At 43.2% G+C, this 25,777-nt stretch carries 21 protein-coding genes and 1 pseudogene; 15 read left to right on the top strand and 7 right to left on the bottom strand.

Annotation, left to right across the window (positions count from 1 at the left end):
- Positions 1 to 1,155: an alanine racemase gene (locus EXE29_RS06630; RefSeq protein WP_120364280.1), complete on the top strand. Its 1,155-nt coding sequence runs from the start codon at positions 1 to 3 to the stop codon at positions 1,153 to 1,155.
- Between the two features lie 62 nt (positions 1,156 to 1,217).
- Here the strand turns inward: EXE29_RS06630 and EXE29_RS17630 are convergent, their stop codons facing one another.
- The 3 genes from EXE29_RS17630 to EXE29_RS17620 all read right to left on the bottom strand — a co-directional run bounded on the left by EXE29_RS17630 (position 1,218) and on the right by EXE29_RS17620 (position 2,839).
- Positions 1,218 to 2,021, bottom strand: coding sequence for an FMN-binding glutamate synthase family protein (locus tag EXE29_RS17630; RefSeq protein WP_213072339.1), 804 nt, complete (start codon positions 2,019 to 2,021; stop codon positions 1,218 to 1,220).
- Positions 1,936 to 2,355 carry a glutamate synthase-related protein gene (locus tag EXE29_RS17625; RefSeq protein WP_213072628.1) on the bottom strand — a complete coding sequence of 140 codons (420 nt, stop codon included), beginning with the start codon at positions 2,353 to 2,355 and terminating at the stop codon, positions 1,936 to 1,938. Before EXE29_RS17625 ends, EXE29_RS17630 begins: the two co-directional genes overlap by 86 nt.
- Positions 2,356 to 2,530: 175 nt before the next feature.
- Positions 2,531 to 2,839 carry a Rieske (2Fe-2S) protein gene (locus EXE29_RS17620; RefSeq protein WP_213072629.1) on the bottom strand — a complete coding sequence of 103 codons (309 nt, stop codon included), beginning with the start codon at positions 2,837 to 2,839 and terminating at the stop codon, positions 2,531 to 2,533.
- A 340-nt stretch (positions 2,840 to 3,179) separates the two neighbouring features.
- Here EXE29_RS17620 and thrS point away from each other — a divergent pair, with 340 nt between their 5' ends.
- The 5 genes from thrS (at position 3,180) to EXE29_RS06600 (ending at position 7,447) form a co-directional block, all read left to right on the top strand.
- Positions 3,180 to 5,102 (top strand): threonine--tRNA ligase, encoded by a 1,923-nt coding sequence (gene thrS / locus EXE29_RS06620; protein WP_120364267.1) that lies wholly within the window; start codon positions 3,180 to 3,182, stop codon positions 5,100 to 5,102.
- 5 nt (positions 5,103 to 5,107) lie between these two features.
- On the top strand, positions 5,108 to 5,656 hold the full coding sequence (gene infC / locus EXE29_RS06615) for a translation initiation factor IF-3 (RefSeq protein ID WP_106986237.1): 549 nt from the start codon (positions 5,108 to 5,110) through the stop codon (positions 5,654 to 5,656).
- 339 nt (positions 5,657 to 5,995) lie between these two features.
- Positions 5,996 to 6,613, top strand: coding sequence for a glutathione S-transferase N-terminal domain-containing protein (locus tag EXE29_RS06610; RefSeq protein WP_106986236.1), 618 nt, complete (start codon positions 5,996 to 5,998; stop codon positions 6,611 to 6,613).
- 95 nt (positions 6,614 to 6,708) lie between these two features.
- The gene (locus EXE29_RS06605; RefSeq protein ID WP_106986235.1) at positions 6,709 to 6,993 is read left to right on the top strand and encodes a hypothetical protein; all 285 of its coding nucleotides are present in this window, start codon (positions 6,709 to 6,711) and stop codon (positions 6,991 to 6,993) included.
- A gap of 28 nt (positions 6,994 to 7,021) precedes the next feature.
- A complete protein-coding gene (locus tag EXE29_RS06600; RefSeq protein ID WP_106986234.1) occupies positions 7,022 to 7,447 on the top strand; it encodes a YqaA family protein in 426 nt (141 codons plus the stop codon).
- A gap of 66 nt (positions 7,448 to 7,513) precedes the next feature.
- Here the strand turns inward: EXE29_RS06600 and EXE29_RS06595 are convergent, their stop codons facing one another.
- A complete protein-coding gene (locus tag EXE29_RS06595) occupies positions 7,514 to 8,251 on the bottom strand; it encodes an energy transducer TonB (protein ID WP_120364268.1) in 738 nt (245 codons plus the stop codon).
- 100 nt (positions 8,252 to 8,351) lie between these two features.
- Positions 8,352 to 9,605, bottom strand: coding sequence for an MFS transporter (locus tag EXE29_RS06590; RefSeq protein WP_106986232.1), 1,254 nt, complete (start codon positions 9,603 to 9,605; stop codon positions 8,352 to 8,354).
- 231 nt (positions 9,606 to 9,836) lie between these two features.
- Here EXE29_RS06590 and rpmI point away from each other — a divergent pair, with 231 nt between their 5' ends.
- The 4 genes from rpmI (at position 9,837) to EXE29_RS06570 (ending at position 17,844) form a co-directional block, all read left to right on the top strand.
- Positions 9,837 to 10,031 carry a 50S ribosomal protein L35 gene (gene rpmI / locus EXE29_RS06585; protein WP_004804484.1) on the top strand — a complete coding sequence of 65 codons (195 nt, stop codon included), beginning with the start codon at positions 9,837 to 9,839 and terminating at the stop codon, positions 10,029 to 10,031.
- Between the two features lie 11 nt (positions 10,032 to 10,042).
- Positions 10,043 to 10,402, top strand: coding sequence for a 50S ribosomal protein L20 (gene rplT, locus EXE29_RS06580; protein ID WP_004723060.1), 360 nt, complete (start codon positions 10,043 to 10,045; stop codon positions 10,400 to 10,402).
- Positions 10,403 to 10,554: 152 nt separating this feature from the next.
- Positions 10,555 to 16,095: a YDG domain-containing protein gene (locus EXE29_RS06575; RefSeq protein WP_120364269.1), complete on the top strand. Its 5,541-nt coding sequence runs from the start codon at positions 10,555 to 10,557 to the stop codon at positions 16,093 to 16,095.
- 72 nt (positions 16,096 to 16,167) lie between these two features.
- Positions 16,168 to 17,844, top strand: a complete 1,677-nt coding sequence (locus EXE29_RS06570) for a ShlB/FhaC/HecB family hemolysin secretion/activation protein (RefSeq protein ID WP_228198723.1) — start codon at positions 16,168 to 16,170, stop codon at positions 17,842 to 17,844.
- A gap of 87 nt (positions 17,845 to 17,931) precedes the next feature.
- Here the strand turns inward: EXE29_RS06570 and EXE29_RS06565 are convergent, their stop codons facing one another.
- Positions 17,932 to 19,080: a hypothetical protein gene (locus EXE29_RS06565; protein ID WP_120364270.1), complete on the bottom strand. Its 1,149-nt coding sequence runs from the start codon at positions 19,078 to 19,080 to the stop codon at positions 17,932 to 17,934.
- 626 nt (positions 19,081 to 19,706) lie between these two features.
- Between EXE29_RS06565 and EXE29_RS06560 the strand changes: the two are divergent.
- Both EXE29_RS06560 and EXE29_RS06555 read left to right on the top strand, forming a co-directional pair.
- Positions 19,707 to 20,257, top strand: a pseudogene (locus EXE29_RS06560) (P-loop NTPase family protein).
- Positions 20,258 to 20,379: 122 nt separating this feature from the next.
- Complete coding sequence (locus EXE29_RS06555) at positions 20,380 to 20,592, top strand: KOW motif-containing protein (protein WP_106986240.1); 213 nt, start codon at positions 20,380 to 20,382, stop codon at positions 20,590 to 20,592.
- Positions 20,593 to 20,668: 76 nt separating this feature from the next.
- Here EXE29_RS06555 and EXE29_RS06550 read toward each other — a convergent pair whose 3' ends face one another.
- Positions 20,669 to 21,685, bottom strand: coding sequence for a hypothetical protein (locus EXE29_RS06550; protein ID WP_120364271.1), 1,017 nt, complete (start codon positions 21,683 to 21,685; stop codon positions 20,669 to 20,671).
- A gap of 157 nt (positions 21,686 to 21,842) precedes the next feature.
- Here EXE29_RS06550 and pheS point away from each other — a divergent pair, with 157 nt between their 5' ends.
- From pheS to EXE29_RS06535, 3 genes are all read left to right on the top strand, one after another.
- Positions 21,843 to 22,823: a phenylalanine--tRNA ligase subunit alpha gene (gene pheS, locus EXE29_RS06545; protein ID WP_106986225.1), complete on the top strand. Its 981-nt coding sequence runs from the start codon at positions 21,843 to 21,845 to the stop codon at positions 22,821 to 22,823.
- Positions 22,824 to 22,964: 141 nt separating this feature from the next.
- The gene (gene pheT / locus EXE29_RS06540) at positions 22,965 to 25,346 is read left to right on the top strand and encodes a phenylalanine--tRNA ligase subunit beta (protein ID WP_120364272.1); all 2,382 of its coding nucleotides are present in this window, start codon (positions 22,965 to 22,967) and stop codon (positions 25,344 to 25,346) included.
- Positions 25,343 to 25,639, top strand: a complete 297-nt coding sequence (locus EXE29_RS06535; RefSeq protein WP_004649746.1) for an integration host factor subunit alpha — start codon at positions 25,343 to 25,345, stop codon at positions 25,637 to 25,639. The genes pheT and EXE29_RS06535 overlap by 4 nt, the downstream gene beginning before the upstream one ends.
- Positions 25,640 to 25,777: the final 138 nt, after the last annotated feature.

Genomic DNA, 25,777 nt, shown 5'->3' with positions numbered 1-25,777 from the left:
ATGTCTGTTGCGTACTTTGAAGCACTGAATCGTGAGTTGATACAAGCAGGAACGGGGCAAGCACAGTTGCTGTTAGATCTCGATCGTTTAGATGCTAACCTTGCTGCATTACAAGCTCAATTGAATGCTCAATGTCAGATGCGCATTGTTGTTAAGTCTTTGGCAAGTCCTGAGTTGTTGCAATACATTAGCCAGCGATTGCCGAGCCAACGCTTTATGCTGTTCCATTTTCCACATTTAAAACAGATTCAAACTCTATTTCCGCAGGGTGATATTTTATTGGGCAAGCCTATGCCGATCCAAGCTTTACAAAGATCGGATCAACAGCTTTTTGAATCGCAAAATATACAATGGCTCATCGACTCAGTTGAGCGCTTAAACCAATATTTGCAGTTTGCGCAGTCAAGACAGATTCAACTTAGGGTAAGTTTGGAAATTGATATAGGCTTGCACCGAGGTGGCTTTGCAGACGAAACCAACTTTGCACAGGCATTGGCATTGATTCAGGCGAATGCGCCGTATTTGAAGCTCAGCGGCTTAATGGGCTACGATGCGCATGTGAGCAAGTTGCCTCAGCCTTGGTTTAAGCCAGAAGCTATTTTTCAACGTACACAGCAACGGTATCAGTTTTTTATACAATGCCTACGCCAGTATTTTTCTGAAGCTGAATTAAAGGACGTGTGCTTGAATGGTGCAGGCAGTGCCAGCTTTGGCTTACATCAGCAAGCTACGGTTTGTAATGATTTGGCGGTGGGATCTGCTTTAGTCAAACCGCTGGATTTTGAGTTAAGTTCATTAAAGGCATTTCGTCCTGCGCTGTGGATTGCAGCACCAGTTTTAAAAGTGATTCCTCACGTGCAATTACCTGAACTATCATTCTTGTCACGCGTATTTCGCAAACAACAGGCGGTATTTATTTACGGCGGATATTGGCGGGGGAAATGTGAGTACCCATTGGGTGCAAAACCACATAGTTTATATGGTCGAAGTAGCAATCAGGAAATGTTGCAACTACCTTCAGGCTGCCAAATACAGGTCGATGATTATGTGTTTATTCGCCCCAGTCAAAGTGAGGCGATCATCGCGCAGTTTGCGGCACTGTGTGTAATTCGTAATAGGCAACTACATGCCACGTGGTGCACATTTAGAGACTAAGTGTGCACCATCTGTTTTGGCATTTTAAGTATTGCTTTTACAGCATGTTCATCGCGATGTTTTTAATTCTGAAACCCGCCATAATGAATGCCAGTCAGTTCAGACATTTCTTTTTTCCATGTAGTGAGGTCATCTTTACAAAATTGATTTAGATGATGATGGCCACATGCCCGCGCCATGACTTGCATGAGTTCAATAGATGCATGAAAGAAATTTGCCAATTGCTGTGCAGATTTTTCAATTTCAAGTCGTGCACGTAAATGATCTTGCTGTGTGGCAATACCGACTGAGCAATCATTGGATTGACATGCGCGCATACCCAAACAGCCAATGGCTTGCATCGCAGAGTTAGACACTGCAATTGCATCTGCACCTAAAGCCAAAGCTTTAATAAAGTCGGCAGGCACACGTAAACCACCTGTAATCACTAAGCTGATATCTCGGCGACCCAAGCGATCTAGGTGTCGACGTGCACCTGCCAGTGCTGGAATGGTCGGAACGGAGATATTGTCACGGAACAGCGTGGGTGCTGCACCTGTACCCCCACCACGGCCATCTAAAATAATGTAATCGACACCAACCGCGATGGCTGCATCGATGTCTTTTTCAATATGCTGAGCAGACAGCTTAAAGCCAATTGGAATGCCACCAGTTTCTTCGCGGATATAATTTGCAAAGTCTTTATATTGAGACAGCCCCGTCCAGTCAGGGAAGGTCGCTGGAGAAATTGCGGCTTCGCCTTCAGGTAGATTACGCACTTCGGCAATTTTACCTACTACTTTATGACCAGGTAAATGTACCTGTGCCCGTTTTGGCGGCTTGCCCGCCTTTAAAATGAAAAGCTTGGCATTTTTTAACTTTTTCAATGTCATAGCCAAAACGACCTGAGGCTAGTTCATAAAAATAGCGCGAGTTGGCAGCTTGCTCATCGGCGAGCATACCGCCTTCGCCCGAGCAAATCCCTGTACCTGCCAGCTCAGCGCCCATTGCAAGTGCTGTTTTTGCTTCTTGTGATAAGGCGCCAAAACTCATATCAGACACAAAGAGTGGAATATCTAAAACCAAGGGCTTTTTGGCATTTGGACCAATCACCACTTTTGTTGCAACGGGTGCATCATCAAGTAGAGGCACTTTCCACAGCTGTGCAGTCACCAGTTGAATATCTTCCCATTTGGGCAGCTTATCAAAAGGGACTCCCATCGCAGCCGTCGGGCCATGATGCCCAAAGTTTTTTAGGCCATTACGCGCAAGCTCTAAAATAAATTTATTGTGTGGCTCTTCTGGTGCAGGTGCAGAATCTGCATATAAACCTTGGTATTGATCGCGTTTATATTGTTGCGGATTGCGTTTTTCCCAAGCTGTAATTTCCTCTAAATCAACAAAAAACCTGATCGTTCTCTACCCATGCTTTAAACTTTTGTAGGTTTTTATTGAGGTAACGAGGGTTAATTCCTGTTTTATAAATATAGTGCGAGCCATGTAGGCCACAGACAATTTTATCACCTTGAATATGTGCATCCGCCATCAATGCACCACGGTGCTGGCAATGACCGTACATGACGACCACATTTTCTGGGTCATCTTCGGGTAAGCGAAGAACGATTAAATCGACATTCGCCGCTAAAGCATAAGCGGGCTTTAATGTGGAAAGTTCTGTCCAAGAAATTAAAGAATGTGCTTGCATCATACCTGCCTAATTTTATTCAGTGAATAATTTTGCTAATCAGATAAATTATTTTTGAAAACTCTAAGTGATGTCCAAGACCATCAAAATTGGATTTTCAAGCTAAGCTTAATATGGAATGATTTGATTATAGAGTGGCTAATTGTAAGAACACATGTTTTAGGAAATATAGACATCTGTGGATAAATCAGCATTAACGGTTTATTAAACGGGCCAAGACGTGTAAAATTTAGATCGAATTTTATTTATCCACCGTTTTTATCTTTTGAGGGTTTCCCTCGATCATAATCTCGCGGTGATATGCTCTATTGTACGGGGCATCACTCCTTAAGGATTTTTTATGCCAATTATCACTTTGCCAAATGGCGATCAAAAAGAATTTGATCACGCCGTATCTGTGATGGAAGTTGCTCAAAGCATCGGTCCTGGTCTTGCAAAAAATACAGTTGCTGGTCGTGTAAACGGTCAATTGGTTGACGCATCTGACTTAATTACAGCAGACGCAAGCTTGCAAATTATCACGCCTAAAGACGAAGATGGTGTTCATATCATTCGTCACTCTTGCGCTCACCTTGTAGGTCATGCAGTTAAGCAATTGTTCCCACAAGCAAAAATGGTAATTGGTCCAGTCATCGAAGATGGCTTCTATTACGACATCTTCAGTGAAAAACCATTCACACCAGAAGATATGGCTGCCATCGAAGAGCGCATGAAAAAGCTCATCGATCAAGATTATGACGTTATTAAAAAAATGACACCGCGTGATGAAGTGATTAAAGAATTCACTGCACGTGGCGAAGATTATAAATTACGTCTGATTGAAGACATGCCTGACGAAACAGAAATGGGCTTGTACTACCATCAAGACTATTTGGATATGTGCCGTGGTCCGCACGTACCGAATACTAAATTCTTAAAAGCATTCAAACTGACTAAAATGTCAGGCGCTTACTGGCGTGGTGATGCGAAAAACGAACAACTACAACGTATTTACGGTACAGCGTGGGCAGACAAAAAACAGCTTGCTGCATATATCAAACGTATTGAAGAAGCTGAAAAACGCGATCACCGTAAAATTGGTAAAGCACTTGATTTGTTCCACATGCAAGAAGAAGCACCGGGCATGGTGTTCTGGCATCCGAACGGTTGGACTATTTACCAAGTACTTGAGCAGTACATGCGTAAAGTTCAACAAGCCAATGGCTACGAAGAAATTCGTACACCACAAGTGGTGGATTTCACGCTTTGGGAAAAATCAGGCCATGCTGCAAACTATGCAGACAACATGTTTACGACGCATTCAGAGAATCGTAACTATGCTGTAAAACCGATGAACTGCCCATGTCACGTGCAAGTATTTAACCAAGGTTTAAAATCTTACCGTGATCTTCCTGTTCGTTTGGCTGAGTTTGGTTCATGTCACCGTAACGAACCATCGGGCTCATTGCACGGCATTATGCGTGTACGTGGCTTTACCCAAGATGATGCGCATATTTTCTGTACTAAAGAACAAATTGGTACTGAGGTTGCAGACTTTATTAAACTGACTTTAGATGTTTATAAAGATTTTGGCTTCGAAGAAGTGCAAATGAAATTGTCTACACGTCCAGAAAAACGTGTGGGTGATGACAAACTTTGGGACATGGCAGAAAAATCTTTGGCAGATGCTTTAGATGCTGCTGGCTTAGAGTGGGAACTTCAACCAGGTGAAGGTGCATTCTACGGTCCGAAAATTGAATTCTCATTAAAAGACTGCTTAGGCCGTGTATGGCAGTGCGGTACAATTCAATGTGACTTCAACTTGCCAGAACGTTTAGACGCTTCTTATGTAACCGAAGACAACGATCGTGATCAGCCTGTAATGTTGCACCGTGCAATTCTTGGCAGTTTCGAACGTTTTATTGGTATACTTATTGAACACTATGCTGGTTTCATGCCACCTTGGTTGTCACCAATCCAAGCATGTGTAATGAACATTACAGATTCACAAGCAGAAGCATGTGGGTCAGTCGTCGAGAAACTTAAAGAAAACGGTATTCGTGCCATTTCTGACTTGAGAAATGAGAAAATCGGCTTTAAGATTCGTGAACGTACATTAGAGCGTATTCCTTACTTACTGGTACTTGGGGACCGTGAAGTAGAAGAAGGTACAGTAAACGTACGTACCCGCTCTGGAACAAATTTGGGCACTATGTCAATCGATGCTTTCGTTGACTTAGTGAAAGCAGCCGTAGCCGAACGTGGCCGGTACATTGTGGAGTAAAAGCGATTAAACAGCCTGACCGTAATCAACAGGGTAGTAAATCAAACCGTCCTGCGTTGAATGATGAAATTCGTGCAAAAGAAGTCCGTCTTGTAGACGAAAATGGCGAGCAAAAAGGGATTGTATCTCTAAATGAAGCTTTGCGCGCAGCAGAAGCTGCTGATCTTGACCTTGTTGAGATCGTTGCAAATGCTGAGCCACCAGTCTGCAAAATCATGGACTTTAACAAGCATTTGTTTGATCTTAAGCAAAAGCAGAAAGAAGCAAAGAAAAAACAACATCAAGTACAGGTGAAAGAAATCAAGTTACGCCCAGGTACTGATGTTGGTGATTACAACGTAAAACTACGTGCAATCATCAAGTTCCTTGAGGAAGGCAACAAAGTAAAAATTACGTTGCGTTTCCGTGGTCGTGAAATGGCACACCAACAACTTGGTTTGGCTCAATTACAAAAAATTGAAGCAGACGTGGTTGATGTGGGTGTTGTTGAGCAGACCCCAAAAATGGAAGGTCGTCAAATGGGTATGTTACTTGGTCCTAAAAAACGTAAGTAATCTACATTTTGAAAAAAAGCCCTGCAATTGCAGGGCTTTTTTTATTGAAATAATAGGATTGAAGTGCTGATCTAAATAAAAGACATGAAAGCTACACTTTAAGCATGCTTAATGGTATCTACATAATCAGGGTTAAGGGCAGTATAAAAAATTGAAATAGATGTATTTGGCGAATAATCGGATTTTGAGAAAAACATTGCTTAATTTGTTATCTTTTTCGCTATATTTTTATGCTGAGTTTCAGTTTAAGTTAAGGTTTAAAAGCGTAATGCATGCTATAAACAGCACATAAATCAAGACAGTTGATATTAAAAATCAGAACATTGACAGGATAAGTATATGATTGATCTGTATTATTGGGGGACGCCCAATGGCCATAAAATCACCATTGCATTAGAAGAAATGGGCTTGGAATATCAAATTTTCCCAATTAATATTTTAGAGGATGATCAATTTCAGCCTGATTTTTTAAAAATCTCGCCAAACAACAAAATACCAGCGATTGTGGATCAAAACGGGCCACGTGGTGAAGCCATCTCCGTATTTGAGTCGGGTGCTATTTTACAGTACCTTGGCCGTAAAACTGGACTGTATTATCCTGAAGATGAATTTGAGCGTGTTGAAGTTGAGCAGTGGCTGATGTGGCAAATGGGTGGCTTTGGTCCAATGTTGGGTCAAAATCACCATTTTAGTCGTTTTGCGCCGGAGCGTATTCCGTATGCAACTGAGCGTTATGTGAATGAAACTAAGCGCTTATACAAAGTTTTAAATCATCAATTAATTGGGCAAAAATATGTAGCTGGCGGCTACTCGATTGCAGATATGGCGATACTGCCTTGGATTTTGCGTCATGAGTGGCAGGGGATTCAGTTAGAAGATTATCCACAAGTGAAAGAGTATGTCGAGCGCTTAACGGCGCGCCCTGCGGTGCAGAAAGCATTGGCTATAAAAGTCTGATGGCAATAACAAGGCATTGTTTTAAGCAGTTATGCTAAGATGTTTGAAAATCATAAAACCACCACTTCTGCGGTGGTTTTTTATTGGATGAATACATGAAAGAATTTTTCTTAAATCTGACACGCATTGTGGAAGCCAATTCGCGGGTTTATTTTGCCATTATTGCAGCTATTGTGCTGTCTTTAGTCTTGTTTATTGCCGAGGCTGTGCATATTCAAACGGTCGCTAATGCATTGCAAACACATGATCAAGTCAGATTAAAAGAAGTGATTCAACCGCTAACTACACGTTATGGTTGGTCGCGCGCTTTCATTATTGGCGTTATGGTTTTGTGGTCGATTTGGGAATACCGTAAGACCAAACAGCGATTAGGTTTGTAATAACAACCAGACAGAGGAATAGCACAGCATGAGTTTGTTTTTGTTATTCCTTTGCGCCTTTGGGGCAGCCACACTGTTGCCTTTGCAGTCTGAGGCGGTTTTGTTAGGCTTGTTGATACAGCACAGTTATGCAGTTGGGTGGCTCATTGCCATAGCAAGCGTGGGTAATATTTTAGGTTCCTGTGTTAATTGGTATTTGGGCCTAAAGATAGAACAATTTAAAAATAAAAAATGGTTTCCTGTATCTGCCCAGAAAATGCAACAGGCTCAGGACTTCTATCAAAAATATGGCTATTGGTCATTGTTGCTCAGTTGGACACCAATCATTGGCGATCCAATTACCTTAATTGCTGGTCTATTAAAAGAAAATTTTTGGCGGTTTTTAGTGCTGGTAAGCGTGGCAAAAATTGGGCGTTATCTTTGCGTTTATTTGATTTTTATTAATGTATTTTAACGTTGTGCATGATTGAAGTCGGCATAAAAAAAGGCCCATCAAATGAGATGAGCCTTAGTGTGGACATTATTTGCAAGCATTGAGCTTAAATTCAATTTGGTCCTTAAAGTGGGATTGCTTATACATCCATAATGTACGCGCATTGCGTTTTACGCTAATTTTACTGTCTGATACGGCTTGTACAATATTTTGATCCAGTGCATAAATACCAGAACCTTGTTTAATTTTTACTTTTTTAACGTTGCCGTGCTTGTCTGTGGCAAAGCTAAATTTAACTTGGCGGTTATGACCATTGAGCTGACTTGAGTTAAGACTCAGCTTTGGTTGCGCTACATATTGAAAAGCAGTTTTTTTTGCTTCGCTTTGAGCGAGCCAAACTTTTGAATCGAACTGGTAGTCACACACAGTTTCTTTGTTGCTGAGCTTGAGGTTAAAGGCTTGATAACCTATTTGTGATACGGCACGACCATTTTTTAGATGAGGTTTGACCTGAGCATCTTCAACGGCTTGAATTAAAATCTGATCGAGAGCTTTAAGCCCTGTGCTTTCTTCAACCGTGGCATTGGTTACATCGCCTTTGGTATTGGCCACTACACGAATGATTGCTGCACGATTTTCGTTTTTTAAATCTTCAATGCTGTAATTCGGCTCTGGAAACTTAGACCATTGTAAGCGGGTGGTTAAGTGCGATGTCGGTGAAACGTCAATCGTTTGTGCAGGAAGCTGATGGACTTGTTTCGTAGCTGCACTGTAAGCCGTCAGTGGGAGGCACATTAAAGTAGATAAGCACAGAATTTTTTTCATAAGTTAAAGGCTTTAATCACGCAATGTGATGATTGGTCAATATTGAAGCGCAGTATTTCCTGAATTAGAAATACTGGCAAGTCTAAATCCACTGTTTTCGCTATTTTTCTGTACCCTTGGTGATGTCTAGTCCAAATAAATCTTTGGTTTTTGACCAACTGATCACAACAACAGCGAGGGTCATACAGCCGCCAAACACAGTTGCCATAATTGTCCCCATGTATTTTGCGGCTAAACCTGATTCAAAAGCGCCTAACTCATTGCTTGAAGAGACAAACATACCGTTTACAGCGGCGACACGACCACGCATATTTTCTGGCGGATAGATTTGTAAAATGGTTTGGCGAATGACAACTGAAATACTATCGCAAGCGCCTGTCATAGCGAGTGCAAATAAAGACAGCCACAATACGTTTGAATAGGCAAATAACAAGGTGAAGAAGCCAAAGCCCGCAACTGCTAATAACATATTGCGCCATGCATTTTGTGTGGGTGGAAACTTGGTGAGTGCAATCATCGTTATTAATGCACCGATTGAAGGTGCTGCGCGCAGATAGCCAAGGCCTTCTGGACCAACTTTTAAAATATCTTCTGCAAAGATGGGCAAAAGTGCAATCACACCACCAAACAGCACTGAGACTAGATCCAGTGAAATGGCCCATAGCACAATTTTGGTTTTCCAGATAAAGCGAAATCCATCGCCTAAGCTATTCCAAAGTTTGTCAGTTTCAATTTTTGGAAACTGACGCTTTTGCAGTAAGTTAATCAGCACAAAACACAGTACTAATAGGCCTGCAACGCTAAGTAAGCTGTTTTCACGTCCCCAGAAGGCCAACATAAAACCGCCTAACATTGGCCCTAAAATAACGCCACTTTGCCAACCAATCGTGGTCCATGTTGCACCATTGGCGTACAGTTCACGTGGAATTAAAAATGGTTTTAATGACGTAGCAGAGGGATTATAAAAACCACGAATGGTGCCTAGGCCAAAAATGACGGCATAAATACCCCATGACAGCGTTTGTACGCCAATCGTTGCTTGTCCATATAAGTGAAACAACCACCATAAAATGAGCGGCATGGGGATGGCAAAAAATAAGCAAATCTTCATAATTAATTGCTTATTAAAGCGGTCAGCAAAATAACCGCCCCACAAGGAAAGGCTGATAAATGGAATCGCTTCTGCTAAACCAATTAGGCCCAAGGTGAGTGGGTCTTTGGTAATTTGATAGAGGGAATAAGCCACAATAATTTCTTGAATTAAAATGGCTAAGGTCAAGCTAAATTGGTTGAGGGTGATAATTGAGAAATCACGATAGCGTAAGGCTGCGAATGCATCATGTGCAGGTGTCATAACAGGCAACTGGAGAGAAGATGCGAAAATTATAAGTCGCAGTTTATGCTTGGTTGATATTTCATCATGTAAAGCTTATAGAAAATAAAACTAAGCTCCTCAGAGGTAGATTTTAATTTTCGATGGTGCTTTTGTTTTGAACAAAGATGCTTTAGAATACTCGCTCCCTTACCTGCAGGGCGTAATCGCAATGGTGCGAACGTGCCGAACAGGTGTTCAAAAGAGGTTGTTATGCCTAAGATGAAAACTCGCCGTGGTGCAGCTAAACGCTTTAAAGCGACTGCAAACGGTTTCAAACGCAAACAAGCGTTCAAGCGCCACATTTTGACCAAAAAATCTGCTAAGCGTATTCGTCAATTACGCGGCTGTGTAATGGTTCACGTAAGTGACGTTGCTTCAGTTCGTGCTATGTGCCCATACATCTAAGGAGATTTTAAATGGCTCGTGTAAAACGTGGTGTACAGGCTCATCGCCGTCATAAAAAAATTCTAGCTCGTGCTAAAGGTTACTACGGCGCGCGTTCACGTGTTTATCGTGTTGCGTTTCAAGCAGTAATCAAAGCGGGTCAATACGCTTACCGTGACCGCCGTCAAAAGAAACGTCAATTCCGTGCTCTATGGATTGCGCGTATCAATGCTGGTGCTCGTCAAAACGGTTTGTCGTACAGCCGTATGATCGATGGCTTGAAAAAAGCTCAAGTGATCATCGACCGTCGCGTACTTGCTGACATCGCTATGCATGATTCAGTTGCATTTGCAGCTTTAGCTGAAAAAGCTAAAGGCGCATTGGCTGCTTAATCATCTTAGATGATAAAAAAAGACCGCTTTTAGCGGTCTTTTTTTTGGGCCTAATTTTAGGATGAATGGAAAAATATCCCAAATTTAAGTGATATGACTGTTTTTTGTTTAATGTTCTAATAGCTTCATTTAGCTTTGCTATTGGGTGAAAAATGAACAAAATATATAGAATCATTTGGAATAAGAATAAATCTTGCTGGCAGGCAGTATCTGAACTTGCAAAAAATGCAGCAGGCGCATCGTGTGCTGCCGTTAAAAAAAATAAGGCATCGTCTAAAATCTATTCAAATTATCTCAGCTTGCTGGTATTGCCGGCACTTTCATTATTGTCTTTCAGTGTATCCGCAGCGATCAGTGATATTGCATTGCCAACAGGCCAGCAGGTGATTGCAGGCAGCGCAGAATTTAAACAGTCTGGCAACACGCTGAATGTACTGCAGCAAAGTCAGAATTTATCAGCAAGCTGGAATACATTCAATATCGGCAGTCAGGCAGAGGTTAACTTTGTTCAGCCAAATAATTCCTCTATTGCAGTGAACAGGGTGTTGGACAGTAATGGCAGCCAAATCATGGGCAGGCTGAATGCCAATGGCCAAGTCTTTTTGATTAATCCAAATGGCGTGCTATTTTCCAAAACAGCGCAGGTCAATGCCGGAGGGATTGTAGCTTCTACTTTAGATTTGCAAGATCAGGATTTGTTTCAGGGAAAATTCAGTTTTTCCGGCGATGGCAAAGCAGCGTCTGTTGAAAACCATGGGAAAATCACTGCTGCGCATGGAGGCACGGTTGCGCTGATTGCTTCAGCCGTTAAAAATACCGGTGAAATTACTGCACCAAATGGCCGTGTGGAACTGACCGCAGCGGAAAAAGTGCGCATTACGCTGCAAAATGGAAAACTAGCCAGCTATGACATTGATCAGGGCGCGTTGCAGGCGCTGGTCGACAATGGCGGCGCCATTATTGCAGATAATGGAACTGTGCATTTAACGGCTGCTGCAGAAAAGCAGCTGGGCCGAGCGGTTGTCAACCATAGCGGCTATATCCAAGCTAACCGTCTTGAGACAAATGCGAAGGGCGAAATTGTGCTATTAGGCGATATGTCGAATGGGCAAAGCAATATTTCTGGAACATTGGCTGCTGAAGGCAAAAATGGTCAGAATGGCGGGTTTATCGAAACTTCGGCTGCGGCGGTTCATGTTTCTGATGCGGCTAAAGTCAGCACAGAGGCGGAACATGGCGCAAAACAGGGACAGTGGCTGATTGATCCTGTGGATTTTAAAGTCGGGCAGAATGGCCATATAACCGGCGCTGCATTAAGCGCTGCGTTAAAGACGACGGATGTGATTGTGCAAACGGGCCTGACGCAGGCTTCAGCATCCGGCGCGGTAAATACGGATACGTCCGGAAAAGGCGATATTATCATTGAAGACGCTGTTGCATGGGACAGCGGAAAAGCGCTGACACTGGATGCTTATAATGATATTTACATCAATCATGTCATTGATGCCGGCAAAGGTGCAGGCGGTCAGCTGCATTTGAAATACGGTCAGCAAAGTGCTGACGGCAGCATTAGTGAGATCTTTGATGCTGATGAACAGATGATGAAGCCTATCTATGCAGATTATTATATTCAAGCGCCGGTGCATTTGCAGCAGGGCTTGAATTTCAGCATTCAGCGCGGTTCTGATGTACAGAATTTTAAGGCTTTTCATGTTTTGACGGATATCCATGCTGTGCAGAACATGCAGGATGATCTCAGCGGCAATTATGCTTTAGGCAGCAATATTGATGCGGCTGCGCTTGCCAATTTTTCGCCTGTCGGTACGCTGATTGAAGGTACTGGCCCAAACAGTGGCAACCGCTCATTCACTGGCCGTTTTGACGGTTTAGGTCATATCATTGAAAATTTGACTGTTCATGCTGTGCAGCGCGGCCAGGGTCAAGGCAGTAACTGGGGGATGTTTGGCAAGACGCTAGATGCGGATATCCGCAATATCGGTTTGATGAATGTTAATGTCTCAGGAGATGACAATATTGGCGGTTTGGCCGGCAGCATATCGAGTACTCATATCAGCAACAGTTTCGTTACTGGCAAAGTTGCAGCGCAGAACTATGCCGGCGGCTTGGTTGGCTCATCCTATTTCAGCAGCATTGAACGCGCTTATGCAGATGTCAATGTGCAGGCGGATAATATGTCAGGGGCGCTTGCTGGTGAAGTGTACAGTACCGTTATCAAAGAAGCTTATGCGTTGAATGCTGATGGTTCACAGCAGGTTTGGGACAGCTCAGGTGCAATTGCTGCATTTATGGCTGGACAGGAAAAAAATAGCGCGGCCTATTCAGTTTTGGGCTGGTCTGTTGCAGACAGGGCTGGAATGAATGGCGCTTGGCGGATTTATGAAGGGCAGACTGCACCTTTGCTCAAAGCATTTTTAACACCTCTGACAGTAAAAGCGGATGACTACAGTGGCGCATATAATGGCCAGATGCAAAACAGCAGCAGCTATACGGTGTTGGATGATTGGGCAGATGCTTCAAAAATTCTCGGATCTGCTGTTTATACCGGAGGCATTAAAAATGCGGGATTAGGCCATTCTCAGCTGGCTGGGCTGTATTCAGTACAAAACGGCTACGATTTGATCTTTTCTCAAGGCGATATCACGTTAAGCAAAGCGCAGATCTATCAGATCAGCAATGCGGTTGCAGATAAAATCTACGATGGGCTGCTGACTGCACAAGTGAATGCAAATGCTGTTGCGGCAGGGCTGTTTGGGGCAGATCAGGTCTCAGTTTCAATTGGAAGTGCGCAGTTCTCCGACAAAAATGCAGGCAGCAGCAAAACGGTGAGCTTGTACAATGTCACCTTGAATGGCGCTGATGCGCAGAATTATGAGCTTGCATCTAATCTGACGTCGTCAGCGTTTATTTTTCAAAAAGTCATCGATAGTATCAGCGGGATAGAAGTCTTGAGCAAAACCTATGACGGCACAGTGAATGCATCACTGAATGCTGCAGATGCAATGCTCTTCGGAAAGGTTGAAAATGACAGCATTTCTCTAACCGGCAGTGCAAGCTTTATCGACAAAAATGCCGGTTCGGCAAAGTCCGCGCAAGTCAGCAATTTGCAGCTGAGCGGTGCGGATGCAGGCAACTATGCGCTGTCAAGCACGCTGCTGCAAAACGGCTTAACCGCAGCAGCAGACATCCATCAGGCTGAAATCCGCATAGACAGCGGTTTAAAAGCATTGAATAAAACTTATGACGGCACGGTCAATGCGCTGCTGGATGCATCCAGTGCTGTTCTTTCTGGCAAAGTTCAAGGCGATGAACTGAGTGCATCCGGTACTGCAAGCTTTGCAGATAAAAATGCAGGAGAGGGTAAAACCGTCTATATCGGCAGCCTGAATTTAACTGGTGCAGATGCGTCGAATTATAAGCTGGAAGGACATTCGTCAGTGTTGTCGGCGGATATTGAAAAAGCGGATTTGACGGTAAGCCAGCTGCTGGCAAAAGACAAAGTGTATGACGGTACAGATGCTGCAGAGGCTGAACTCTGGCGTGCGCAGCTGAATGGCAAAATTGCTTCCGATTTTGTTGCCTTGAGCGGAGGAAAAGCCATATTTTCAGATAAGAATGCGGGACAGAATAAAACAGTTTATATTTCAGATCTGGTGCTGACTGGGGCCGATGCTCAAAATTATCAGCTGAAAAATACACCGTACACAGCTTCTGCGAATATCACGCAGAAAGTTATTTCAGATAACAGCGGCTTTGGGACGATTATCAAAACCTATGATGGAAAACTGTCTGCGCCGCTCTACAGTCAATATGCAATGTCAGCAGACATGATCCAAGGCGATAATGTGATTCTTTATGCTGAGGGAGCAAGTTTTGGCAGCAAAGATGCAGGTGCTAAAATTGCCAAGCTGGAAGGCCTGCAGATTCATGGCGCCGATGCAGCCAATTATCAGCTGTCGGCAAATGCGCCCTGGCTGAATGGCGTGATTGAGAAGGCGGTTATTCAAGGCATTTCAGGACTTCAAGCGCAGGACAAAGTCTATGATGGCACAGTAAATGCAGTAATCGGCCAGAACAGCGCCGTTTTAAATGGGGTGGTTTTTGGAGATTCAGTTTCTCTGAATATCGGCAGCAGCGCCTTTGCCGTTAAAGATGCAGGCGCAGACAGGCAAGTTATTCTTTCTGATCTTGCGCTTATTGGGGCGGATGCGAAAAATTATCAGCTCTATGCTCAAAATCTGTTTTTAACAGCGAATATACAGCAGGCGGAAATCAGTAGCATCAGCGGCCTGAAGGCAGCGGATAAAGTCTATGACGGTACGGTCAAAGCAGGGTTTGATACCCGCGGCCTCAGCTTCGATGGGCAAATCAGCGGTGATGATCTGGGTATTTTGGTCAATGGCGCTTTCGAAGATAAAAATGCAGGAACTGGCAAAAAGGTTTCGCTCGACAGTCTGGTGCTCATAGGCAAAGATGCGCTGAACTACAAGCTGAAAGATACAGCGCTGGCAGGCTTTGAAGGGACGGCGAATATCTCCAAAGCCTTGATTACAGAGGTTCAGGGCTTATCTGCACAAAGCAAAACCTATGACGGAATAGCTTATGCCGATATTAATACAGGGATGAGTGTGCTGAAAGGCAAAGTGGGCTTGGATGACCTGCATATTAATGCGCAGGGGCAATTTGAAGATAAAAATGCTGGTGAAAATAAAAATGTATGGCTGAGCCTGCAGCTGGCTGGCAAAGACGCTTCAAATTATGAGCTGATCAATCCGTCATTAAATTTACAGGCTGACATATACAGCAGAATCATTTCGAGCATTTCAGGCGTGATTGTGGCGGATAAAATTACAACTTCAGATGATGGCACTTTCTATGCCTCTATCAATACGCAAAATGCAGTATTGGGCGGGAAGATTGGCGGGGATCAATTGGTGCTGAATGCCAAAGGCCGGTTTGAAGACAATAAGCCAGGAAATCAAAAAACAGTACATCTTTATGATGCTGTACTGACTGGGCCGGATGCTTCCAACTACAGCTTAGGAGACCTGAAATTTACAGCGCAGGGCAATATTAAACTCCCTGCTGCAGGAGGAGGCAGTTTTGCAGGGGGAAGCAGTTCTGCAGCAGGTATCGGCGCAATTGGCAATAGTATCAGCCTTACTGGCAGCAGCTATGCTGGTATTAATCTTCAGGGGCTTGATATTGAAACCGCGCTTTTAGAGGTGCAATCGCGAAGAGCAGAATTACTTGAAAACCAGCTTGCGGCTCAGATTAATGCTGTGCAGGCAACAAATGATCAAATTGCTAAGCTCAATGATGTATTGGCAGCAAGCAACGGCTTATTGGCGTTATTTAAGAAGGATGAAACTCATCTGATGCTAGGGCCAAATATTGTAAATAGTCCAGAGTATAAGAAGTGGCTGGAAGCCGCGGCTAAGGCTGGTGTTTCAGTCACTGCCCTCATTGCGGATAATAAAATCAGTAAAAGCGTATTATCCGCTTCTATAAACAATACAAAATCCCAAATAGATTCGTTATCCAATAGTCAGCAGATGGATATGCTGCGCTTGCAGAGTCTGTCAAATAAGCGCAATGAAGCTTTTGAGCAAATGACAAATTTTGTTAAGAAACTGCAGGACAGCCGAAGCTCGATTATTGGCAATATGCGCTAATAAAGCAGAATAAGCTGAATAAAAATAGATGCGGCATCGTTGAAAAAACGCCGTATATGGGGGAATGTAAAAGTGAATAAAGATCTGATGAGCAGAAGTTTAAAAAAATCTGCACTATTCTTGATGCTGCAGGCAGCAGTAACCATGTGTTTTGCAGAAACGATTCCAAATGCTGGACAGCTGCTGCAGCAGCAGATGCAGCCGCAGATGAAGGAGCCTGAATCAAAGCCTTTACCTGTTCCGGTCCAGCCAAATGGCACAATTCAAGGCAGTCAGACTATATTTGTAAAGCAATTTAATATAAGCGGGAATACGCAGTTTACTGAATCCATACTGAAAAAAGAAATTGCGGATCTTGAAGGCAAAACGCAAAACTTAGCAGGTCTTCAGCAGGCGGCTGACCGAATAAGTGACTATTATGCATCTCATGGCTACAGCTTCAGTTATGCATTTTTGCCTGTGCAAAATCTTAACAATGGCGAGGTGCAGATTCAGATTATAGAAACGGCCGTGAATGGCGTAAAGGTCAGCAATCAGACCAATACGCTGCCTTGGCTAATTAGGCAAATTGAAACGCCTTTACAGTCGCGGCAGATTTTGCGCGACAGCAGTTTAGATACGCTTTCAGTCAGATTTAATCAGCTGCATGGTGTAAAAAGTGAAGCGGCCTTAACACCGGGCAGCGCTCTAGGTGAAACAGAATTAAGTCTCCTGCTGACGCCGGCGCAAAAAATTCAGGCTTATGCAGGCGCAGATAATGCTGGAAGTAAATATACAGGGGAAGCTCGAGCTTCAGCAGGTGTGCGTATCAACAGCATTGCAGGATTGGGTGACCAGCTGTCGCTGGATGTGCTCAGCAGCGGCAAAGGTGTGAATTACGGCAAAGCAGGATACAGCGCATTTATTAATGGCTATGGCACACAGTTGGGCGCCAGCTATTCATATTTGAAATATGAATTGCGTGAGGAGCTTAAAAATTTAGGCTATGAGGGTTCAGCGGAAGAGGCTTCGCTTTGGCTCCAGCAAAGCATGCGCAGTCAAACCGCCTTTGGGCTGGCACTGAGCCGTAAGCAGATTGAAGATGATATCCGCTCAGCGCAGTATGAAAATCACCGCCGTGTCGATGCGCTGCAGCTGAATTTAAATCACAGCAGTACCGACAGCCTTTTCGGAGCCGGCATCAATACGCTCTATACAGCGCTGAATTTTGGCAAACTTGATCTTCAATCTGCAGATACAAAAGCAATTGATGCATTAACGCGGAAAACTGACGGCAATTTTTTATCAGCTCAAATGAACGCATCACGCCTGCAAAAATTAGGCAGCAGCAGTCAGCTCTATCTTTCGGCTACAGGTTTCTATAGCCCGGATAATTTAGACAGTTCAGAAGCATTTTATGTCGGCGGTCCAAGTTTTATGCGAGGCTATAAAAACAGCGCAATTTCAGGATCAGAAGGACTGACTGCATCGATTGAACTGCGTCAGGATTTGTGGTCAAGCGCCAGCAATAAGCTTAACGGCAAACTTTTTTTTGATGCAGCTAAACTGAAGCTGAATGCTTCTGTATGGGACAGCCTCACTGAAAAAAATACTATTTCGCTGCGTTCTGCTGGGGCAGGCATCGCATGGAGCAATGATCTGCTGGGCACTTTACAGGCAGATGCCGGATTTGCGCTGGGGGATAAACCGATGCAGATCTCACAGCGTGATGATCACCAAATCTGGCTCAGCTGGCAGAAAGTATTTTAATGCCGTACAAAGTAAATACTAGAATGCAAAAAAGACCGCTTTTAGCGGTCTTTTTTGCTTAAAATTCTTATGCCGGGCGGGCGGATATTACCCGGGCTTTGTTTTGGTTTTGAGCTGAACCAGGGCAAGCTCGCTATGCTGGAAATGATAGTTATGCCAATGATAATAAATGGGAAATTCATAAATTTCATGGGTTTTAAGGTTCGGGTTGTAAAAGGGTGTTTTGGGTAAAATATAAAAAGTTTGCTGATTGTCTAATAAGCGCCATTTTTGGCCGTCTGCATCCATTGAGAGCAATTGCGCACCGGTCATTTTATGAGTGCCAAAATGCAAAGCATAATAACTATGCAATACCGGCATCAGAAAAAAGCTCAGGCTCAGCGTTAAAAATGTACTGGACAGCATGCTTCCTGTAAACGCTATTTTGGGAATATCTTTTTGTATCCATAATACGCTTGGAATGAAAATCAGCAGAAAAATAATGGCCAAACACAGCAAAACCGGATAATTGGAAATATAAAAGAACTGGGCTTGCGCGTTTAAATATAAGCCCAAAATACCAATAGGAACGCTGCCGATAAGCAGGTAGGCGATCCGCGGGCTGATCTTGGTTTGAAGAATTAAATTTTGCAGATCTTCTTGCGAAAGCGTCAGCGCCGCAATATCATCCTGAAAATTATAATATTGTTTGAGTATTTGAATCAGCTGCCCTTTTTCATGTTCACTTAAGCATGCAAGGTGCAATTGAGATTGAACATTTTTAAGGGGGAAGAATAAAAGCTGTGGATTCGCTTTGTTGGCAGTCTGAAAAATGGGACGCTGCATCCATGAGATCCATTTTGGGCGGGTTATACCAAGAATGGCAAATTGACAGTATTCTACCTCCTGCCGCTGAATGAATGTGCTGAGAGGCATTTTCCACAAGCGGTAATAAATTTTATCAGGCGTAATGACTAGTTTAATCTGCGTTTTTAAGTAATCAATGACAATTACAGATACGATGTAGATCAGTATCAGCTGAGTATGATCAGCTTGCAGCTCGTAAATCGGGAAATTTTTCAGGGTGTATTGCAGGTATTCAATCACTATGCTGAGGTTAAGCGGTTGAGCCTGATCTCTAAACCATTTGAAAAAAGGTATAACAATGATCATCACAATGCCCAGTAAAATAAGCATTAAACTTGTTGGCCATGAAATCAGCGGTTTTTTAGCGTAAATGGCAAATTCTGTTTTCATAAAGCCTCATAATAATTATGTTGAAATTTTATATTTAAGTATTTGGTTATTATATTTAAATTTTGAATATTTGATCGATGCTCAGCGCTGCATTTTATCTGAAAATGAATAGGCTGGGCTGGGCTGGGCTGGGCTGGGCTGGGCTGGGCTGGGCTGGGCTGGGCTGGGCTGGTGCCGCGTCCCGGACGGAAGTTTGCGCGTTATGCCGTGATTTCAATGTTTGGTTTTGGTCATGCTGCCGTGCAGCTGCTTAATGTATTTAAATGCTCAGATGAAAACCCGCGCATATACTTGCCGCTTTGCGCTCAGTGCGGGAAGGCAGTCTTATGGCGCGCGCTCATCATAACCGCGGGCAGGCCCAAATCATTCAGCTGGGCGCGGCTTGATGTTCTGTTTTTTATACGGCGTGCAGATCAGGAGGGAAGCAGGCATAAATGAATGCTAAGGGCAAAATGATGGGATCAATACCGTCTGCGCACAGTGGGGTTTGAGGCTGCAATTGAACCGGATTCTATTGATGCCGATGAAAGTGCATCTGACGGCAGCGCAGAATAAAAGTTAACCTGCCGGATGGAATGCTGTTATCTTGATAGAGGTTCACCGGACTCAAGCGGATCATCATGACAATGAAAAGAATAAACGTAGTCGGTACTTCAGCCACGGGAAAATCAACTTTTCCAGAGCTTTGGCGGAAAAATTAGCGCTGCATTATATTGAACTGGATAACCTGTTTTGGCTGGATGACTGGCAGGAGTGCCCTGACGAAATCTTTTTTGCGCGTATCGAAGCTGAAATTGCCAAAGCGAAAAATGGTTATGTCATCGATGGAAACTATACCCGGGCGATTCCGGTGAAATGGTCGGAAATAAATACAGTAATTTGGCTGGATCTGCCGTTTCCAGTCAATTTATACCGCTCTGTAAAGCGCGCAATTTCTCGGGCCAAGTCCAAACAAGATCTTTGGCTGGATTCAAATAATCAGGAAAGCTTATGGCGGATGTTTGGCCGTGATTCTATCGTTTGGTGGATGATTAAGACCCATAAAAAGAATCGGGAAAAATATCAGCAGATGATGAAAGCGCCGGAATATCAGCATATTCAATGGATTCGATTAGAATCACCAACTGCAGTCGATGCGTTTTTAGAACAACTGGACGCTTATGTTTTTGATGTTTGAGTTTAGATATTTAAGTTTAGATGTTTAATCAATAAAAAGTGCAGCCCAGTTACAGAACTAATCTTTATAACGCGCTTTGCGCCATGCCTAATGTAGAGAGCAAAAAACACAAGGATAAGAATATGCTGGCTGAAATCAGAGGAATGGGGCAGGGTACGATCACGCTTGAATTGCAGATGATTCCGCGTAAAGGCGAATCTGTCAAAATTATGTATGGGCCGGATGCGCAGCTGGAAGGTGAGGTTGTATCAGTCAATCATTATATTAATCAGCATGCTGGAGAGCATAAAGTGCAGATTGAAATCAGGCCGTTTAATTATTTGATTACCGCTTAACCGGCTGAAAAAGCATCCTGACGGATGCTTTTAGCAAGCTGGCGGGGATACCGGGCTGAGTATGGCTGGGCTCAGTTTAAAGACCAAAATAATAGGCGCAGAGACAGATAACAATTGTCACCATAATCAGCGCAAAAACCCCGTTTTTATTGTTTTTGCTGTCATCGGCAGCCGGTTTTGCATAGGTTTTGCCGGCCTTTGGCGCATCGCTGCTGTCAAAAGGTGAAGGCACCGCTTTTGCAGTCAAACGTGCAGTTTTATAGTGGTTGGCAACTTTGACAATAAACTTACTGCGAAGATCATCTAACTTTTGCGAAAAATGACGCATATTCAGCTGTTCTTCTGCTGGTAGTGCTTCACCTTCAGCGTTGTATGGATGCTGAATTTTGTCTTGAATAAAAGTATTCAGTGCATCTAAGCGAAGTAAGGTCTGATGTGCATAATCCGCTTGATAATCTGTCGGCAATAAAGACAGCGCGCTTACATCATTCTGCAGTTGCTCGTGATTCAGCCCATAATAAGGGCTATCTAGCTCAGTTGGTTCAACAAAACCTTTGGCAAATTTGCTATCAAATAATTCATTGTCAGTATAAAGCTGAATATCATCCCAATTGGGTTGTTGTAAGTCGCTATCTATTCGTTTGGCTAAAGCATTATTTAAGTCAAAGCGCCAAAATGTCTCAAGACGTAATGTAGATCGTTGAGATGCAGGCGCTTCATAATCATTGTCTGCGGTGTACCATTCTGCTAACTCTTTACCAAAGATCCAAGCCTGCTTTTTATGGGCATCATGGCTCACAATAAAGTGCGCAATAGGTAGAAGCTCAACATTGGCATTAGGATTTTGTTCGTCATTCAATAGTGCAGAGCGGTGCAGACTAATACGCTGAACACCTTGTTTTTTTAAGCCTTCTAACCAAATTTGAAAATGCTGTGCCAACAAATGTTGTGACATTAAGTCACGAAACACAAAATGGTGCTGATCGAAAATAGCATGCTGTACCCAGCGTTGAAAACTTAGATTTTGTGCTAAAAACTCATTTCCATAAGTAACCAGTGTCAGTTGCTGTTTCCAAATTTGATCGAGCGCCATAATGAAAGATCTCATTGATAATGCGCCTATCTTATACTTTTTTTAATTCTTGATGCTATTGCAATTTTTACTTATGAATGCGCTTCATCATCGCGTTCAAAAACTGTTAGAATATGGGGTTTTTATATTTTTCTAAATTGTTGCTTTGAGAGTTACTATGTCACTGGAAGCCCTGACCACTGAAGCGCTCGCTGCGATTGCAGCAGCAGATGACCTTGCTACACTTGATCAAGTTCGAGTGCAGTTTACGGGTAAAAAAAGCCAGCTCGCGGAACAATCTAAAGCACTGGGTAAAATGGACCCTGAAGAGCGTAAGGTTCACGGTGCAGCTATTCACGCTGTGCGTGAAGCGATTAACGCGGCTTTAACTGAACGCCAAACTCAATTACAAAAAGCGGCGCTAGAACAAAAACTGGCAAGCGAAACAATTGATATTACTTTACCAGGTCGCGGCCAAGCGATTGGTAGTATTCACCCGGTAACACAGGTGCAAGAGCGTATTTGTCAGTTCTTTACCAAAGCTGGTTTTACTGTTGCAACAGGCCCAGAAGTGGAAGATGACTATCACAACTTTGAAGCCCTCAATATTCCTGGTCATCACCCAGCACGTGCAATGCATGACACATTCTATTTTGATGTGAATCACTTGCTTCGTACGCATACCTCTGGTGTGCAAATCCGTACCATGGAAACACAACAGCCACCGATTCGCATTGTATGTCCGGGTCGTGTATACCGCTGTGACTCTGACCAAACGCATTCACCAATGTTCCACCAAATTGAAGGTTTATACGTTGCTGAAAACACCAGCTTTGCAGAATTAAAAGGCTTGTTGGTTAATCTTTTAAATGAATTCTTTGAAAAAGATTTAAAAGTACGTTTCCGTCCATCTTATTTCCCATTCACTGAGCCTAGTGCTGAAGTGGACATTATGGATGAGCGTGGCAAATGGTTAGAAGTATTGGGTTGCGGTATGGTGCATCCAAACGTATTACGTTCAGCAGGTATTGATCCAGACAAATACAAAGGCTTTGCATTTGGTCTAGGTGTAGAACGTTTTGCAATGTTGCGTTATGGCATCAATGACTTACGTATGTTCTACCAAAATGACGTGCGTTTCTTACGCCAATTTGCTTAAACGAATTTAAACAGTTATTTGAAAATTATTGAAATCCCCCTAAATCCCCCTTTGTAAAAGGGGGACTTTGCTGCCTTAAAGGGCAGATGTGCTTCCCCTCTATTTAAAAGAGGGGCTAGGGGAGATTAAGGAAATGAATTTATGAAAATTAGCGAAAATTGGTTGCGTACATGGGTTAATCCAGCCATTGATAGCAATACTTTATCTGACCAGCTGACGATGCTTGGTTTAGAAGTCGACGATATGGATCCAGCAGCAAAGCCTTTTACAGGTGTTGTAGTGGGTGAAGTTTTGACAGTTGTACAACATCCAGATGCAGACCGTTTACGTGTAACCACAGTAAATATTGGTACAGCTGAGCCTTTACAAATTGTATGTGGCGCGCCCAACGTACGTGAAGGCATGAAAGCACCAGTTGCAACCATTGGTGCTGTACTTCCAGGTGATTTTAAAATCAAAAAAGGCAAACTTCGTGGTGTTGAATCACAAGGCATGCTGTGCGGTGCGTCAGAAATTGATTTAGAAGACAAAATCGATGGTCTGTTAGAGCTTCCTGCAGATGCGCCTGTGGGCATGGATATTCGTGAATATCTAGACCTAGATGATCACGTGATTGATATTAGCATTACACCAAACCGTGGTGACTGTTTCAGTATCCGTGGTATTGCACGTGAAATTGGTGTGATTAACCAATTGGCTGTGACTGCACCTGAAATTAAAGAAGTGGCTGCAACCATTGCGGATGAGAAAAAAGTTGTAGTTACAACTGAAGGTTGTCCTCGTTATTTAGGTCGTGTCATTAAAAACGTTAATACCAAAGCACCAACACCTGAATGGATGGAGCGTGCGCTTGCTCGTTCAGGTATTCGTCAGCATAGCATTTTGGTCGACATTACCAACTATGTATTGATGGAGTTGGGCCAACCACTACATGCATTTGATGGCGGTAAAGTTCAAGGTGCTGTACACGTTCGTCAAGCAACTGTTGCTGAAAAGTTAACGCTTTTAAATGAGCAAGAAGTTGAGCTGAACGAAAAAGTGATGGTCATTGCAGATGATGAAAAAGCATTGGCAATCGCAGGCATCATGGGTGGTTTGTCTTCATCAGTAACAGATGAAACCAAAGAAATTTTCTTAGAATCAGCATTCTTTGCACCACTTGCGATTGCAGGTCGTGCGCGTAGCTTTGGTTTGCATACAGATGCATCTCAGCGCTATGAACGTGGTGTAGATTTTGAATTACCAATGATTGCCATGCACCGCGCATCTCAGCTCATTGCTGAACTTGCTGGTGGTGACTTTGGTCCAATCACTGTAGCAGAGCAAGCCAATGTATTGCCTACACGTGAAGCGATTGAATTAAAACAAGCGCAGGTTGATCAACTACTTGGTTATAAAGTAGATGGCGAATTTATTGCAGATGCGTTAACGCGTTTAGGCTGTGATGTCACTGTAAATGCTGCAGGTGAATGGACTGTTGTGCCACCATCACATCGTTATGATATGGCCATTTATCAAGACCTGATTGAAGAAGTCGCGCGTATTCATGGCTACGACAATATTCAAATCAGTCTGCCTGTTATTGATGTGAAATTGGCAAAATATCAAGACCAATTCGAGCTTGCTCAATTACGTCAAACTGTGGTGGCTTTAGGTTACCAAGAAGCAATCAGCTTTAGCTTTGCAGATTTGAAGCTTGAAAAGCAGTTGAATCCAGCAGTGAATCCATTGGCATTGGCAAACCCAATTTCAAGTGATTTGGCAGTGATGCGCTCTACCTTGCTTTCAAGTCTGATTCCATGTGTGCAATACAACGTGAATCGTCAGCAAAGCCGTGTACGTTTCTATGAGCTTGGTTTGCGCTTTGACTATCAAGATGCAGCATCTATTCATGATCTAAAACAAATCCCAACATTTGCGATGATTGCGACAGGCCCACGTAATGTTGAATCTTGGCATGGTAAAGCAGCGCCAATGGATTTCTTTGACTTTAAAGGCGATGTTGAAGAAGTTTTAGCAGCAGGTCGTTTAGAGGTGGAATATGTACGTTCTGAGCGTGCATGGTTACATCCTGGTCAATCTGCAGAAATTTTGGTTAATGGAAAGTCGATTGGTTACTTAGGTCGCTTACACCCATCTTTAGAAGATGAATTGGATTTAAGTACGACTTGGGTTGCAGAACTCGATCAACAGGCTGTTTTGCAAACTTATGTATCTAATTTTACAGAATTATCACGTTTTCCGTCGGTAAGACGTGATATTGCGCTTTTAATTAGTGATAAGATTAATGTTAGCGAAATTCAGCAACTTATCGGAAAAACGGGTGGTGAGCTTTTAGACTCTACTTGGTTGTTCGATGTGTACACTGGTCAAGGTGTTGAAGAAGGCAAGCGCTCATTGGCATTTGCATTACTTTGGCAGCACCCATCACGTACTCTTGAAGATGCTGAGATCAAATCCGGTATGGATAATATTCTCCAAGTGTTAGAAAACACTTACCAGGCGACATTGAGGGCTTCATGACAGCACTAACAAAAGCAGAAATGGCTGATCATTTAAGTGAGCTCACGAGTTTAAACCGTCGTGAAGCGAAACAAATGGTCGAGTTATTCTTCGATGAGATTAGCCAAGCGCTAATCTCAGGCGAGCAAGTCAAACTTTCAGGTTTCGGTAACTTTGAGCTACGTGATAAGCGTCAGCGCCCAGGCCGTAACCCGAAAACGGGTGAAGAAATTCCGATTTCTGCACGCCGTGTAGTAACCTTCCGTGCGGGACAAAAATTCCGTCAACGCGTTGGAAATGAGCAGATCGATTGATCTGCTTTTTTTATTGTCCATTCATAGCAAGATAGAGGATCTTAATCGATCTATATGGGAAGAGATGCTAGGGCAGTCGTTCTGGTGAAAGCTAATTGTGTACTGATCTTTCTGTTTATTGTGTTTTGAGATTTGTTG

It is taken from the genome of Acinetobacter sp. WCHAc060006, from assembly GCF_004209135.1.
Lineage (GTDB): Bacteria > Pseudomonadota > Gammaproteobacteria > Pseudomonadales > Moraxellaceae > Acinetobacter > Acinetobacter cumulans.
The sequence above is the reverse complement of the archived record's forward strand: the minus strand, read 5'-3'. Positions and strand labels throughout refer to the sequence as shown.